This is a genomic window from Parabacteroides sp. HGS0025, assembly GCF_000969845.1.
In the GTDB taxonomy this organism is placed as follows: Bacteria; Bacteroidota; Bacteroidia; order Bacteroidales; family Tannerellaceae; genus Parabacteroides; species Parabacteroides gordonii.
The window spans coordinates 3,502,924-3,518,152 of sequence record NZ_KQ033902.1; the positions used below are offsets into that span (position 1 = coordinate 3,502,924).

15 protein-coding genes are annotated in these 15,229 nt (G+C 46.9%); 2 read left to right on the forward strand and 13 right to left on the reverse strand.

The window, feature by feature from the left end:
- Window positions 1-37: 37 nt before the first annotated feature.
- From HMPREF1212_RS13795 to potA, 7 genes are all read right to left on the reverse strand, one after another.
- Window positions 38-802 carry a DNA-binding domain-containing protein gene (locus tag HMPREF1212_RS13795; RefSeq protein ID WP_028726806.1) on the reverse strand — a complete coding sequence of 255 codons (765 nt, stop codon included), beginning with the start codon at window positions 800-802 and terminating at the stop codon, window positions 38-40.
- Window positions 803-1,260: 458 nt separating this feature from the next.
- A complete protein-coding gene (locus tag HMPREF1212_RS13805; RefSeq protein WP_046149746.1) occupies window positions 1,261-2,235 on the reverse strand; it encodes a FimB/Mfa2 family fimbrial subunit in 975 nt (324 codons plus the stop codon).
- Window positions 2,236-2,335: 100 nt separating this feature from the next.
- Complete coding sequence (locus HMPREF1212_RS13810) at window positions 2,336-2,941, reverse strand: HAD family hydrolase (protein WP_046149747.1); 606 nt, start codon at window positions 2,939-2,941, stop codon at window positions 2,336-2,338.
- Between the two features lie 15 nt (window positions 2,942-2,956).
- Window positions 2,957-4,285: an ABC transporter substrate-binding protein gene (locus tag HMPREF1212_RS13815; RefSeq protein WP_046149748.1), complete on the reverse strand. Its 1,329-nt coding sequence runs from the start codon at window positions 4,283-4,285 to the stop codon at window positions 2,957-2,959.
- A 12-nt stretch (window positions 4,286-4,297) separates the two neighbouring features.
- Complete coding sequence (locus tag HMPREF1212_RS13820) at window positions 4,298-5,089, reverse strand: ABC transporter permease (RefSeq protein WP_046149749.1); 792 nt, start codon at window positions 5,087-5,089, stop codon at window positions 4,298-4,300.
- Entirely contained in the window at window positions 5,086-5,859 is a 774-nt protein-coding gene (locus HMPREF1212_RS13825) for an ABC transporter permease (protein ID WP_044191610.1), read from the reverse strand. Before HMPREF1212_RS13825 ends, HMPREF1212_RS13820 begins: the two co-directional genes overlap by 4 nt.
- 38 nt (window positions 5,860-5,897) lie before the next feature.
- On the reverse strand, window positions 5,898-7,280 hold the full coding sequence (gene potA / locus HMPREF1212_RS13830) for a polyamine ABC transporter ATP-binding protein (protein ID WP_046149750.1): 1,383 nt from the start codon (window positions 7,278-7,280) through the stop codon (window positions 5,898-5,900).
- 204 nt (window positions 7,281-7,484) lie between these two features.
- Here potA and msrA point away from each other — a divergent pair, with 204 nt between their 5' ends.
- Window positions 7,485-7,991 (forward strand): peptide-methionine (S)-S-oxide reductase MsrA, encoded by a 507-nt coding sequence (gene msrA / locus HMPREF1212_RS13835; protein ID WP_046149751.1) that lies wholly within the window; start codon window positions 7,485-7,487, stop codon window positions 7,989-7,991.
- Window positions 7,992-8,068: 77 nt separating this feature from the next.
- Here the strand turns inward: msrA and HMPREF1212_RS13840 are convergent, their stop codons facing one another.
- From HMPREF1212_RS13840 to rbsK, 6 genes are all read right to left on the reverse strand, one after another.
- Window positions 8,069-9,004 carry a glycosyltransferase family 2 protein gene (locus HMPREF1212_RS13840; RefSeq protein WP_028726815.1) on the reverse strand — a complete coding sequence of 312 codons (936 nt, stop codon included), beginning with the start codon at window positions 9,002-9,004 and terminating at the stop codon, window positions 8,069-8,071.
- Between the two features lie 5 nt (window positions 9,005-9,009).
- A complete protein-coding gene (locus tag HMPREF1212_RS13845; protein WP_028726816.1) occupies window positions 9,010-9,390 on the reverse strand; it encodes a GtrA family protein in 381 nt (126 codons plus the stop codon).
- Complete coding sequence (locus HMPREF1212_RS13850) at window positions 9,365-10,120, reverse strand: hypothetical protein (RefSeq protein ID WP_028726817.1); 756 nt, start codon at window positions 10,118-10,120, stop codon at window positions 9,365-9,367. Before HMPREF1212_RS13850 ends, HMPREF1212_RS13845 begins: the two co-directional genes overlap by 26 nt.
- Before the next feature lie 104 nt (window positions 10,121-10,224).
- Entirely contained in the window at window positions 10,225-11,226 is a 1,002-nt protein-coding gene (locus HMPREF1212_RS13855) for a GRP family sugar transporter (RefSeq protein ID WP_046149752.1), read from the reverse strand.
- Between the two features lie 9 nt (window positions 11,227-11,235).
- Window positions 11,236-12,249 (reverse strand): nucleoside hydrolase, encoded by a 1,014-nt coding sequence (locus HMPREF1212_RS13860; protein ID WP_046149753.1) that lies wholly within the window; start codon window positions 12,247-12,249, stop codon window positions 11,236-11,238.
- A 25-nt stretch (window positions 12,250-12,274) separates the two neighbouring features.
- Window positions 12,275-13,204: a ribokinase gene (gene rbsK, locus HMPREF1212_RS13865; protein ID WP_046149754.1), complete on the reverse strand. Its 930-nt coding sequence runs from the start codon at window positions 13,202-13,204 to the stop codon at window positions 12,275-12,277.
- Window positions 13,205-13,370: 166 nt separating this feature from the next.
- Between rbsK and HMPREF1212_RS13870 the strand changes: the two genes are divergently transcribed.
- On the forward strand, window positions 13,371-14,903 hold the full coding sequence (locus tag HMPREF1212_RS13870; RefSeq protein ID WP_046149755.1) for a hypothetical protein: 1,533 nt from the start codon (window positions 13,371-13,373) through the stop codon (window positions 14,901-14,903).
- The last annotated feature ends 326 nt before the right edge of the window (window positions 14,904-15,229 follow it).

Genomic DNA, 15,229 nt, shown 5'->3' on the forward strand with positions numbered 1-15,229 from the left:
TGTCAATAACGTTGTTCCCATCCCCCTCAATAACGGATTACTCGATAACCGGACGATCATCTTCGCCACCACCCGGCTGACTGCCTACACTCAATAAAATAGGGTATTGGTAGGTACGAGGTTCTTTTACCAAAGAATAGCCTGCACCTGCCTGTGTCGTGATACTCAACAGATATTGTCCGTCAGGCAATGCCGGGATCTGGATAATGATCTGCGAAGTGGTATTCGATACGATCAGGTTCACTTTTACAGGTGTTTGGTCGGCTCCGTCAGGTGTAAAGTAAACGCCTACCGACGGATCGTCGCCCTTCAAGAGCAGGCCTGCACCGGAGATAATACCCGGAGCATTGGGAGTCAATACCTGGCTGACAGATTTGGTAGTCGAGTCGGTGAAGCCGTTGATAACCGGGCCCGTTTTGGCCTTGCGGAAACCGGGCACCAACAATTTCAGCGCTTTCAGCAACGCCTTTCCGGGTGTAAAGGTGACACCGAATCTATGAACGTCGGAGTTAAAGATGGGGCTTTCTCCCTCGAGCGGCCCGCTGAAATTGAGTAGCCACTGGCCCACGCCGTCTACCACGCTCTTGCCCTCTGCAATGGCTTCGATCTTTATGTCGTCTGCCATACCGAGGATGTTCAAAATCGTTTCCGGGCGGTACTCGGTACGTGCCTTAACGATACGTTCTGCTATATCCGAATTGTGGATAGTACCGGTGATGGAAACTTTACCTGTAAAATCATTTGCTTTTTCTGTCAGTACGTTATCGTACAGGTCGACAGTGAGAATTGTTTTTTCTGCCATGATATTATAATTAAATGTTTCATCCACTCGTTAGAAGGGAATGATATTGTTGTTTATTTAGTAGAAACAGAGTAGCTAATTGCCTGATTTTATCCTTCAAATTGAAATGAAAGGCTGTAACAGAGACCATCAATGTCCTATTTTTCATATTACACTATTTTAGATTAGTTCATAAAGAACTATGTCTATCCTTTGTTTATTCAGGGTATTAAGCCGAAAAAAGTGTTGTTATATACATGTTTTTTCATGGAAAAAGACCATAAGGCAAGAGCCCAGAATCCCGCATTGGTATCACGGGAGAACACACAAAAGAACACAAAAGGGCTCTGTGAAGCAAAAATACACACAGAACCCCTGATAATTAATCATGTCAACAGTTGGAATCTGCTCATAATTACTATATTTGCAGAAGCAATAACATAGTTCTTTATGGACTCCGGTGCAAAAATGCTATCCAGTCAGCCTGCCGGCAAATCGATCGTTTCGGAGCTTTCCGTCCAGTCCACCACTTCAAAGCCGTCGGAAGAAGTTTCTTCTGAATACAGATCACCTAATGTGATAGTGAGGTTCAGGCGGTTTCCGGCGGTCAGGGCATTGGCCAGGGATTTCCGGAAATGTTTTACCTGCCCGTTTTTCAGTGTCAGCCGAATGGTCAGCGGAGGATTGTCGGAAGAGGGAAAGACCATGACGGTTGAATTGGCCGACATCGACAGGCTATCGGACGACATGGTCAGAGGAAAAGCAACGGTCTTTGTGAAGTCGCTGGCTTCGGCTGTATAGTAATTCAGCCGCGAAGCGATATTGCCGATCAGGATACGGGCGGAAGCGATGCTGCTGTCCATCTTGTCGCCGTCCTTATTCGTCAGCGCCACTTTCAGGCCTGCTACGGCATGTTGCAGGGTCGCTTTCATCTTGTCGGTGCCGACTTTGATCGGGCTGACGGCATGCAGGTAATCGTAGACCGGCATATAGGTCGTATCGCTGTAGTCTTCCTGATACATCGTCATATACAGATCCGACAGGTCGGCTCCCAGGCGCAAACCGGGTTCGCGGATGGCGGCGGCATCATACACGGAGTCTCTCTGGCTGTTCTTGGCCAATCCCCAGTAGAGGAAATTGTAATCGCCCAGGGGAAGCCTTACAGGGGCGGTTGCCTTATAGATAGACCCGTCTTTGATGGTGTAGGTAGCGTTGATAGGCCACAGGTCGCCTTTGAGCGAATAGTTGCCGTAATAGATGCTGGCGTCTTCCTGGCAGGGGTAGACCATCAGTACGCCGGTAAAGGCGGTTGTCACGTCGCCTGTCGTGACCGACATTTCCGCCAGTTCGGGAGTAATCAGGTCGTTCGTGTCCACGCACCGGCAGTCGTCGTCTTTCGAGCAGCTGCCGAGGATGGCGGCCAGCGCGAGTGTTGATAATACTAACTTATTCATAATCACCAAATGTTTGTTTAGATTTATGCTTATAGAAACAGCACAAAAACCGTTTGGTTTTCTGAATAGAGTTAATTAACGTACCGGAAGCGGTGTATTCCTAGCGGAAAAGGTGCGACCAGTCTTCGCGGGGCTGGGGGGCGTAGGTGCGGATACCCAGTGCTTCGGCGGTGCGGCAGTTGGGGATGGCATCGTCGATAAAGAGCGTTTCGGCGGGGTCGATGGCGGCATCCTGCAAAACGTATTCGAAGATATCGGCGTTGGGCTTCACCATGTTGAGCTCGTATGAGAGGTATATCTTGTTGAAGAAGTCGCCGGCCTGGTGCCCGTTGTGGGCGAAGCTGTTCTTTTCCGCCCAGAGCCAATGGATCTCGTTGGTGTTGCTGAGCAGCATGGTGTTGTATTTGGAACGTAGCTCCATCAGGAGATCGAGCTTGTAGGCCGGCACGTCGTCGAGCATGGCGATCCAGGCGGCATCGATCTGCTGGTCGGTCAGGTGCTGCCGGGTCAGATGGCGGATGCCGTCGCGGAACTCGGCGGAAGTGATGGTTCCCATCTCTATCTGCATAAAGAGGTCTTTGCTGTTCAATATCCGGTCGCGCACGTCGGGCACGCCGAAGTTCTCGAATGCTTCCACACAACGGTTACGGGTCAGGTTGATGATCACCCCACCGAAATCTATAATCAGGTTCTTAATTCCTTCCATACTCACAGGTAATAATTACCAGCGACGACGCCGGCGGCGGTGACGCTGTTTTTGTTTATAATCGCGTATCCTGCGGTAGACTACCCAGACAAAGAGCAGGCCGAATACCGCAAAGATCAATAAGACAATGCCGGTGTTGAGGTTGTCGCCTTTCACACGGCTCCACATTTCAAGTACGAGCTCGGTTTCATCCCCGAAGTCGCGGATCATGGCGCATCGTTCCACGACCTTCCGGTCGGGGTATTGCACCCGGTCGATCCGGATGCTGTCGTTGCCGGGGCCGAAGAAGTAGCTCAGGTTGGAGTATTCTTCGATCGTCGTGTCGATTTTCGCTTCCAGTATCTCGGGGGTGGCAACGGCGCTTACATAGCCGTTGGCATCCATATTGCGCAGGGCGACGTCCGAACGGCAGAGGTAGTCGAGGAAATAGCTCGCTGCTTTTACATTGCGGGCGTATTTGGGGATTGCCCAGCCGTCGTACCAGATGTTGCTGCCTTCGAGGGGGACTTCATAGCCCAGTTCCACGCCTACCGCTTCGGCTTCTTCTATAGCCCAGACGGCGTCGCCACTCCAGGTGAGGTTGAGCCATGCCTTGTTCTTGGTCATCATCTCCTTACCGAAGTCGGCTTCCCATCCGGCAATGTTGGGCTTCATGCGTTTCAGGTAGTCCTCAGCGATGGCGATGGCTTCGGGGGAGTTGTCGTTCATCAGCTGTTCGACCGTGACGGTGCCGTCGGCCAGTTCCTTGGCATGGGCGTAGATGATGGCTGTGCCGTAGGCATCGCGGTAGCTGTCTTTCATCAGGATCTTGTTCTTGTACTTGGGATTCCAGAGGCAATCCCAGGTCATTACTTCGTCCTGTGTGACAAACTGCTTGTTGTAGAGCAGGCCGGCTGTTCCCCACATGTAAGGGACTACGTAGTCGGTCGTCTCCATGCCGGGCTGGCTCAGTTTGTTGAGCTGCTCGCGGATATAGGGGGATATGTTGTCGAGGTAGTCCGGTGTCTTGCCGAAATTGCGGTCGATGGGGAGCAGCAGCTTCTTCTTCAGCATACGCTCGATGATGTATTCGGAAGGGCATATCAGGTCGAAATCCTCGTGGCCGCGCTCGATCTTGGTGAGCATGATCTCGTTGATGTCGAATACCTGGTAGATGATACGGATGTCTTCGCCGGTCTGCTCCTTATACCAGACGGGGAACTCGTCGAGTATTCCTTCGTCGATATAGTCGGCCCAGTTGTATATCTTCAATATCTTGCTGCGTTCCTTGTCCGTGCGTGCACAGGAAGAGAGCATTCCCAGACAGGCGGCCAGTACACATACTATTTTAATCAGTCTATTCATTCTTCTATACTATTACTTTGCAGCGGATTTTTCGGCACGCTTGTTAATCACGATCAGGAGCACCAGTACGGTGATGAAGATAATGGTCGATAGCGGGCGCAGTTCGGGTGTAAGACCTCCCTTGCGGGCATCCGCATAGATGAAGGTGGAAAGTGTTTCCAGTCCTTCGTTACCAATGGTAAAGATCGTAACGGCAAAGTCGTCGATCGAAAGGGTGAACGCCAGGATAAAGCCGCTGATCATTCCCGGACGGATCTCGGGCAGGATCACTTTGCGTAAAGCCTGGAACGGGGTCGCCCCCAGGTCGAGTGCCGCTTCGTACACATTCTGGTTCATCTTCTTCAAACGGGGCATCACGCTCAATACCACATAAGGGGTACAGAAAGTGATATGCGCCAGCACAACCGTCGTAAAGCCCTGCGAAACCCCGAAGCTGACGAACAGCAGGAAGAGGGAAACCCCGGTTATGATATCCGCATTCATCATCGGTATGGCATTCGTGAAGTTCATCACCTGCCGCGGACGGCTCCGCAGGTTGAAGATACCGATGGCCGCGATGCTGCCTAATATCGTGGAGATGGATGCGGCCAGCATGGCGATGGCGAATGTATTCCACAAAGCCCCTACCAGCGAACGTTGCACACCTCCGGTAAACAACGAACTATATAGTTTTGTTGAGAATCCCGTCCAGTTACCCAGCACTTTGGCTTCGGTAAAAGAGAAGATCATAATGATCAGGATCGGGGAATACAGCAGGAAAAGAAGCAGCCAGAGATAAGTTTTAGCCAGTATCTTCGTCATCATATCACACCTCCTCCTTCGTTTGAGGCGCTGTCTTCCTCGTTGGTAAACAGGATGGTGACTCCGATCAGCAGCAGCATGATAAGAGACAGGGCAGCTCCATAGTTCCACATTCCGTTATTGATGCTTTCTTGCACGGTCGAACCGAACAGCTTGATATTGTTCATTGTCAGCAACTCGGCAATGGCAAAGGTCGATACGGTCGGCATAAACACCATCACGATACCGCTCATCACGCCGGGCATGGACAAGGGGAAGATTGTTTTTATAAAAACCTGCAACGGATTGGCTCCCAGATCCTGGGCGGCTTCGATCAAGCTGCGATCCATCTTCTGCAAGGTGTTGTAGATGGGATAGATCATGAAAGGAAGAAAGTTGTACACCATGCCGAATATCAACGCCCCCTCTCCCAACGGCAGGTTCAGGAAGTCGAACAGGGCGACGGTTGCCAGCGTACGAATCAGGATATTCACCCACATCGGGAGAATAAACAACACGACCATCGTACGGGAAGTGTTGAAACGTGCCTGGCTCAGTATATAGGCGGCCGGATACCCCAGCAGCAGGCAGACCAGCGTGGTGATAATAGCAATCCCGATGGAATAAACGAAGGTGTTCAACGCTTCGGGATGCATCATGAACTTGCGGAAATTGGCGAAGGTAAATGCGCCTTCGGCATCTGTAAAAGCATACAGGACGATCAGGAGCAACGGCATGACTACGAATACTGCCAGAAATAATGCGTAAGGGATCGTCCAGTTCCTGCGACGCATAAAGAATGCTGAGATGTTATTTATCACTTCCCTTCCTTTTAGTTATGAATAATACGAATGTTCTCGGGGGCAATCCGGATGCCGACGCGGTCGCCGTCGTCCCAGACGTCTGTCGTATCGACAAAGATATCTTCGTCCCAGTCTGTAAACACGGTCAGATGATAATGGTTGCCTTTATAGAGGATAAATTTCACTTCTCCGGTCAGTTTGCCGTCTTCTTCGTTGTCTTCGAGGATGACGTGACGGAAATCGACTTCCACCTTGACAGGGGTGTCGGGGTCGATACCGGATACTTCCGTGCATTCGAAAGTATTGCCTAGGAATTCAACGTGGGTCGGGTCGATCAGCTTGCCTTCAAACGTGTTGCATACGCGCTCTTTCTTCATGACGTGGATATCGAAGGGCTTCACCAGAAGGCCGACTTCCCGTCCTGCATCAAAGCTGTGGTAATCCTGCACCATGAACTCATAGCCTTCGGGGGTCTGCACCATCATTTCGTAGTGCACGCCTTTGAAGATAGAAGAAGTAACCGTACCGGTCAGCATGGCTGCTTCCGATGGTTCGAATATGTAAATGTCTTCGGGACGGATCACCACATCCACCGGGGCTTGCTCGCCGAAGCCTTCATCCACGCACTCGAAGTCGTGTCCGGCAAAGGAGACTTGTTTATCTTTGATCATCAGTCCGTTCAGGATATTGCTCTCACCGATAAAGTCGGCGACGAACGAATTGATGGGTTCATTATATATATCGATGGGGGTTCCGATCTGCTGGATGCGGCCTTCACTCATCACAACGATGGTATCGCTCAGGGTCAGTGCTTCTTCCTGGTCGTGGGTCACGTAGACGAAGGTGATACCGAGGGATTTGTGCATTTCCTTCAATTCCATCTGCATGTCCTTACGCATCTTCAGGTCGAGGGCTGCCAGGGGTTCGTCGAGCAACAGCACTTCGGGCTCGTTGACGATGGCGCGGGCGATGGCAACACGTTGCTGCTGGCCGCCGGAGAGGGAGTCTACATCGCGGTATTCGTAATCGGTCATACCTACCATCTTCAGGGCTTGTTTCACCTTCTTCTCGATAACTGCGGCAGGCAGCTTTTTGAGCTTCAGGCCGAAAGCGATATTGTTGAATACATTCAGGTGAGGGAACAGCGCATACTTCTGAAACACGGTATTGACCGGGCGTTTATGCGGCGGCGTCTGTGTGATCTCTTTTCCTGCTATCGAGATCTCCCCTTCTGAAGCGGTCTGAAATCCGGCGATCAGACGCAGCAAGGTGGTCTTACCACAACCGGAAGGCCCCAATATCGTTACAAACTCGCCCTTGCGGACAAACAAATTCACATCATTCAGAACGGCCTTGTCCCCGAAGAATTTAGACACATGCTCCACGCTGATGATGCAGTCGGACTTTTGCATAGACTTATCCCTTATTCCTTACAAGTTAAACATATAATCGCTCCCATTTATAAAAGCGGCACAAAGGTATACATTTTAAGGAAAATTCAAAGTGTTTGGAGCGTTAAGAGATGGATATAACAGGGAAGTCCTGCTATCCATTGCAAAATAAAAGATTATATTTGCACGAGAATAAACAGAATAATCTAAACCAAGAATAAGAATATGGTACAGAATAAATTCCATAAGGAAACAGCTTATTTTGCTTCCGGCTGCTTCTGGGGGACACAATATCATCTAGGAAAAGTAAAAGGAGTAGACAGCACGCATGTCGGTTATATGGGTGGAACCTTGAACAATCCTTCTTACCCTGAAGTGAAAACCGGAACGACCGGCCATGTAGAGACAGTCGAAGTGGTCTTCGATCCGACACAGGTCAGTTTCGAGCAGTTGCTCCGCCTCTATTTCGAGACGCATGATTTCACGCAGGTAGGCGGACAAGGGCCGGACATAGGAAGCCAGTACCGCTCCGTTATCTTCTATTGCAGTGAGGAGCAAAAAGAAATGGCGGAGAATTATATCGGGAAGTTATTCGGCATGGGTTACAAGGTTGCCACAGCACTGGAACCTGCCGAGAAATTCTGGATTGGAGAGGATTACCATCAGCATTATTACGACAAGAAAGGGGAGACTCCTTATTGTCATATTTATAGAAAGATATTTACGGACTGATTGTATTCCTTCCGGGAGAAAATAAGAGTTCCTTCGGATGAAAATAGAATTACATCCGAAGGAAACCTGAAAGACCTTTATCTGAAGTTTTTCTTTTCGTCGATAATATACTCGGGACGCGCCTTGATCTCATCGAACAGGATACCGACATATTGACCCAATACGCCTACCGTCAGCAATTGCACACCGCCAAAGAATATAACGGAAGTCATGATGGAAGTCCATCCGCTTTCTGCATTACTGAAGCCATATAGTTTGCCTAAGGTGAACCAGGCTGCCAGGACAATTCCGACTACAACGGCTATAAATCCGAGGCTGGTTGCCAGACGCAACGGCTTCTTGGAGAAATAGAGCATGGCGGTCGATGCAAACTTCCACATCTTGCTGAAAGGGTATTTGGTCTCACCGGCAATGCGGGCTTCCCGTTCGTAATAGAAAGGAACCTGTTTGTATCCCAGCCAGCTGATCAACCCGCGGATATATTTACCTCTTTCCTGGAAGCGGTCGAACTGATCCATGATCTTACGGTCGATCATACGGAAGTCGCCTGTATCCAGCGGGAAACTAACGTCACTCATATAATTGAGGAGACGGTAAAAGGCCTTTGAAGTTATCTTCTTGAAAAAGCTCTCGCCTTCACGCGACTTGCGAACACAATAGACAACGTTCGCATTTTCCTTTTCCTGCAACTCAAGCATGCCGGCTATCAACTCAGGTGGATCCTGCATATCAGCATCCAGAATCACGGCCAGATCGGCATCACAGTGATTGATCCCGGCGGTTACGGCAGGCTGATGGCCAAAGTTCCGGGAGAAGTGGATCACTTTTACCTGTGGATCGGCGGCGGCTATTTCATCCAGCAGCTCACGGGTCTTATCCCGGCTTCCATCGTTAATATATATAATCTCAGTAGCAATAGGGAGCGACTGTAAAGCCTCTCTCGTGCGGCGGTATGACTCGCCGATAACTAACTCTTCGTTGTAGCAAGGAACTATGACTGAGAGCTTCTTCATTTCCATTAAGCTTTAAAGGTATAAAACTTGTTTATTATAAAATTGATCATCGTATAGAAAACCATTCCTATCAAATGATTGTAATAATGATCGATCGTCAACTGGGAATTTAAGACAAGCACCAGCCCGTACTGCAGGATGTAACACACCGCAAACGCGACACCGAAACGGATCGCCCCTTTTGTCCATCCGGTAGAACTTCCCTTGAAAGTCCATTGTTTGTTCCAGATAAAACTATTTAGTAACCCCGCTACATATCCCGTCAAATTCGACAGACCTTCCCGACATCCGAAGAGTTTCATCATCACCCAGATAACGGCCATCGTTATCAGGGTGTTGCTCACTCCTACCACTCCATATTTAATGGCTTGTTTTATTGTTTCCATTCTTATTTATAATATCAGTAACTTCCTGTTGCGTCAGTTCTTTTACGTTCGTTATCGTAAATATATCCGAAAGGAAATCACCATACTGGTTACATTCATTGATAACCCTGTCGAGGGTTAACTTGATGTCTGCACGCACCGGTATTAAAAATACCAGTTCAACATATTGTTCACCGATTGTAAGACGTTCGATCTCACAGTCTTCTTTAGGTAAGAAATAAGCGAACTCGCGATCAATCACTTTACGCTGATAGTCGAGGAAAGGACTTCTATCCTTCGATAACATCAATACATAAAAACGCAATTTCTCGCCTTTTCCACCTAAACCGGTCGAAATATATATCTGTTTCTCGTCCGACAGTTCCGACTCCAGCGAAATGCGGCTTTCCATTAAAGCCATATAAGCCCAGTTACTCACATCTTCATCCGGATGCTGTACATAATCTTCCAGCATTCGGTATGCTTTTACCTGGCGGGAAGTTGCTAACATGGATAATACATATCTCTTATGATCTGTAGTCGACCCGGGATCAGACAGACTTTCGCGGAAGGCTGTATAATCCATATCATCTAAATCCTGCTTTACCTTACCTTTGCGAACCTGTTCGGAGTATTTGAAATACTCCATCTGAAGTTCAACCGGCACCCGCTGTTCCAATATATGAAAATGTCCGTCCATCTTGCTAAAAGACTCCCGGAACTTCTTAAATACATCACCTTCTTCTTTCATAGACCTGTTTGTTTAGTTATATACTATACCCAATAAACAAGAAACTAAGACAAAAGTAAAGCTTTTTCCGGATATTTCTACCTATTCACCTGTAATTCTATAAATCAAGCCCCGGCATAGATAAGAAAAGCCAGCCCTGTAATGAATAAAACAAACATGCCTGCATTCAAATAATCGGATGATTTAGGAGCTCCTTTGAACTCATGCCAGATCAAAATACCCCATAAGGCCGATACCAAAGTGGCTCCTTGTCCCAATCCGTACGAAATGGCAGCTCCGGCCTTCTCCGATGCGATCATGCTGAACGACTGCCCGATACACCAGATGACCCCCCCTAACACTCCAACCAGATGAGTCTTCATATTTCCTTTGAAATAACCGGACACAGAGACAGGCTCTCCTTCGACAGGCTTTTTCATCGCGATTGTATTGAACAAGAAGTTACTGGCAAAAACGCCTAATGCAAAAATAAAGACAGCCGTATAAGGCGTTAATTTCCCTGCCGCGGGATCGGCGAAATTATCCAGATCCATCGAAGCCGCAACAAAACGATAGAAGAAAGCCATGATTACTCCGGCCGCCACGGAAATAAACAGACCTTTCCCCGATACTTTCTTCGAACCAACAAGTGCCTTTTTATAAGCCAGCCCGTTTAGAAGGATCGCAACAGTTATTAAAGCGACACCGGCAAAGATATATAAAGGCTCTCCCTTTGCCGCACCGAAATAATTGATCAGAACGCCCAAAACCAGGGCAAGACCCACACCGACAGGGAATGCCACCGACATACCGCAAATGGCAATGGCCGCAGAGAGTAATATGTTGGATGCATTAAAAATGACTCCTCCCAAAAAGGCACTACCGATACTGAAAATATCCGCTTGCGCCAAATCCGGTAAGAAACTGCGCCCTTCCGCACCGAAGCTTCCCAATGTGAAAGCGGAAAGGATAGAGAACAAAAGTACTCCCAGAACATAGTCCCAGTAAAAGAACTCATATCTCCATGTCCGGGATGCCAGCTTCTGCGTATTGCCCCATGATCCCCAGCAAAGCATGGTGACCACACAGAATACTATCGCTAATGAATAACTCTGGACTATAAACATACCACAATCTTATTTTAAAGTGGGTTGATACATCATGTAATTATCAATCAATCCGGCCATCTGAGCGGGAGACAACTTTTCTATCAAGCGAAGGTGTTTACCTGCAGCGTCGGGTGTCCAGGAGTTAGTACCTTCATCATCTACGATATTGAAAGTTCCTCTTTCTACATTATAATAAGGTTCATATCCTTTCACTGCCACCAACACGGCCGTATGATCCCAGCTCTGCCGTCCGTCAGGATCACCTTCTGCAAAGCATTGGACATAGGCGTCTTTCACAGGACTGTCAGCGATATCGGATGCAACCAGTTTTTTCCCAGTCAAGATGGCATTGCCAATCTCAAAACCGCTGAAGACAATCTCCGTAGGCCATTGTTCGGCAACAACTTTTGAGGCTGGCGTATCGCAGAATACATTAAACTCCCGTCCTTGTGGGAAAAGGCCGGCCATAGACACCAAGTGCTTTACCTTTTTGGCTACCAACTCTTTTCCCGGCAACGAGCTATATTCATCCCCGGCAGAGAGCAACAGGTCTTTCAGGTTGGTGAAAAAGCCGATAGTGCAAATCACCACACTGTTATCAGGTTGCGAACTCAATATTTTACGATATACTTCAACTGCATCCGGGGCATCTGATGTTTTCTTTGTCTTATGAGGATACTTGGCAGGCAAAACCTCCGTCCATTTTATCTTATGACCGGAAGTCATCGTAACGCCTCCCTCGCTTTTAGGCGCCCCGAGCGGAATATCCGGGCGGTTGAAATACGTATTCAATACATCTATACAAGGAATAACCGATTCATCGTGGTTGGATGACAAGGTAGCGAGAATATCCACATAACCGCTATCGGCCAGTGCATGCAGAACGGCCATTGCGCCGACATCATCATAATCGGGCCCCAGATCGGTATCCAGGATCAGATTGACTGGTTGTATTGCCGTTTCCTGCACGGCTTTCTTCGGTGAACCGTTACAGGCCACTAACAAGGATAATGCACAGATTAACAAAAAGGAATGTTTCATGATATTATGTTATTAAAGGTTTGTTTCATTCAAATATATCGACTTCGTTTCTATAAGGAGCAGACGATTGAGCCCCTACACGCGTAACAGAAATAGCCGAAGCTTTACAGGCAAAACGAACAGCTTCGAGTTGACTCCTCCCCTCTGATAAAGCAACGGTCAGAGCACCGTTGAAAACATCACCGGCAGCCGTTGTATCCACAGCCTTTACTTTCAATGCGGGTACTAGTTCGGCTCCTTCGTCGCAATAAACCAGTGCCCCTTTTGAGCCTAGCGTAATGATAACATTTTGTACTCCCATTTCCGATAGAATACGCGCTGCCTTGACAGCCGACTCCTGATCGGTTATTTTCACCCCCGAAATCATTTCTGCTTCTGTCTCGTTAGGCGTAATCATATAAAGACGTTTTAATAATGAGGGAGATAACGGGTGTGCCGGAGCGGGATTCAATATGACTTTCTTATTCTTACGGTAGGCTATTTCCGCCACATATTCCACAGTTTCCATCGGGATTTCCAACTGCATTAGAACGATATCCGCCTGGTCGATAGCTTCTTCTGCTTTCGCCAGATCGGAAGGTAATAAATTGGCATTTGCACCGGAAGCCACAACAATGCAGTTTTCGGCATGTTCGTCCACCGTTATCAGGGCTACACCGGAAGGATGTTCCGAGTCTGAAAAGATATAGGAAGTATTAATACCTTCCTCTTCAAAGAGCTGTTGCGACTGATGTCCGAAAATATCACTCCCGGTTTTACATATAAAAGTGACAGATGCTCCCAAACGGGCGATAGCCACCGCCTGATTTGCACCTTTACCTCCGGGGTTCATAAAGAAAGTCCCTCCCAGAATAGTTTCCCCTGGACGGGGAAGATGTCCGGCCTTGATCACCATATCGGTATTGCTGCTGCCTACCACCAGGATATTATGCCGGCTTACTTGTTCAATGTCCATATCTATACGAATTTAAAGTCTGCAATGAAGCGATACAAATATAGTTGTATATTCTCTATTTTTTATGCAATAATTCTTCCGTGCAGATAATCCCAAATGAAAAACTTTCCCTAAATTCGTTCCCTGATAGAACCTCAAATCCATACAGAATAAATCCGGAAGAGATATGAAATACACAAATCCAGATCATCTGATACAACTTATACAGTCTCTGACAAAGGCAGAAAAAAGGTACTTTCGCCTATATACCAACCTGCAAAGTGGCGAAAAGAACTATCTCTATCTGTTCGACCTGATCAATAAAGGGCTTCCTTCCGATGAAATTTACAGGCTTTATTGCCAGGAAGAAAACAAGAGTAATTTTGATATGGCAGCCAAACATCTCTACCGGGTCATTATGGATTGTCTGGTACATTTACGAAAAAAAGAAGATGTGCAGGCGGCTATCTTCAACTATATAACGAAAGCAGACATCCTGTTTGAAAGAGAGTTGTTTGAAGAAGCTTTCAACCAATTGGATAAAGCCAAAAGCCTTGCCGTAACCTATGAGAATGATCCGCTCCTCCTACTGATCCGCCGAACAGAGCTGAAGTATCTCAGCTCACTTGGCTTCAAGGGTATATCCGAACGGGAGTTGGTCAATAAACAGATGAAGATCAATGATGTCATGAAGTATTCGAGAAACGTCAATCTTCATCTGCAACTGTATGATATTCTGAAATACCGGATCACTCACAAGGGTTACATCCGTTCCGATAAGCAAAAAGACAACTTGAACGATTTGATTTTAAGCGAACTGAACCTGATAGCCAATAGCTCGTACAAGGGGTTTGAAGCTAAAAAGCTACATCTTCTGTTTCAGGCAACCTATTACCTGAACATTGGCAACTATAAATCAGCCATTCGCTTCTATCAGGAGCTTATCACCCTCTTTGAATCCAACCAACATCTGATACTGAACCCTCCCATCTATTATCTGAGTGCCATAAAAGGTGTACTCGACAGCCTTCACCTGGCCGGATTATATCAGGAAATGCCCTTTTTCATCGATCGGCTGAAGAAAATACAACAAGGTGACTACCCAACTGAATTCCTTCTGGAAATCAGCGCTTCCAGATATCAATACGAACAGGCTAGTTACATAAATACAGGCAGGTTTGAAGCAGCAATGAAGTTATTTTGTGACCATGAAAACGGTCTATTCAAAAAGATGGGTCTGCTTAGACTGGAAACACAACTAAAACTAAATCTAAGTACAGCCATTCTATATTTATCCCTGGGAAAAACGGATAAAGCCCGCAAAAGCATGAAGAAGATATTCAGTTCGGGTAAACTATACAGTGCCCTACCCTCCTACAAAACAGCCCGATTGATCAACTTACTGATACAAGCCGAAGTCGGCGATTATAGTTTCTTTGAGAATGAGATCAATTCCATAAAACGTAATATACGCTATGAGAAACAGACCTATCACACAGAGAAGCTGCTGTTTCGCTTCGTCATGTCTTATCCGTTACCTTCTTATCAAAAAACACGCGATAAACTATGGCAACACTACCAGAAGGAAATAATTAAGATCAGACAAAATAAATATGAAAAACAATTACTTAAGACATTTGATATCCTATCCTGGATCGAAAGCAAATTAACAGACAGGACACTTTCCGAAATACTGGCTGATAATAATATGACGTTATAATCAGTAGCATTTATACACATATTCCAACAATTCCACTCTATTTACCTTAAAGGCAGTAATAAGTAATTCTTCAATACTGGGTTTCGTATGTCCATAGGATATATAGAACCCATCTTGTGTGATACAATATAAGTATTCCACAGATACCACTGCATCCCCTCCTCAACTGGTACGAACTGGTCTATGTTTTATAACATTATAATTTTAATCAGACCAGTTCGTATCAGTTTGGAAATAATATATATATTTGCAGCGTCTCAATCGGATACGTGAGATAAGGAAAAGAGAGAAAGTACAAGCAACGAAAAACTTTGTAACAAATAAAT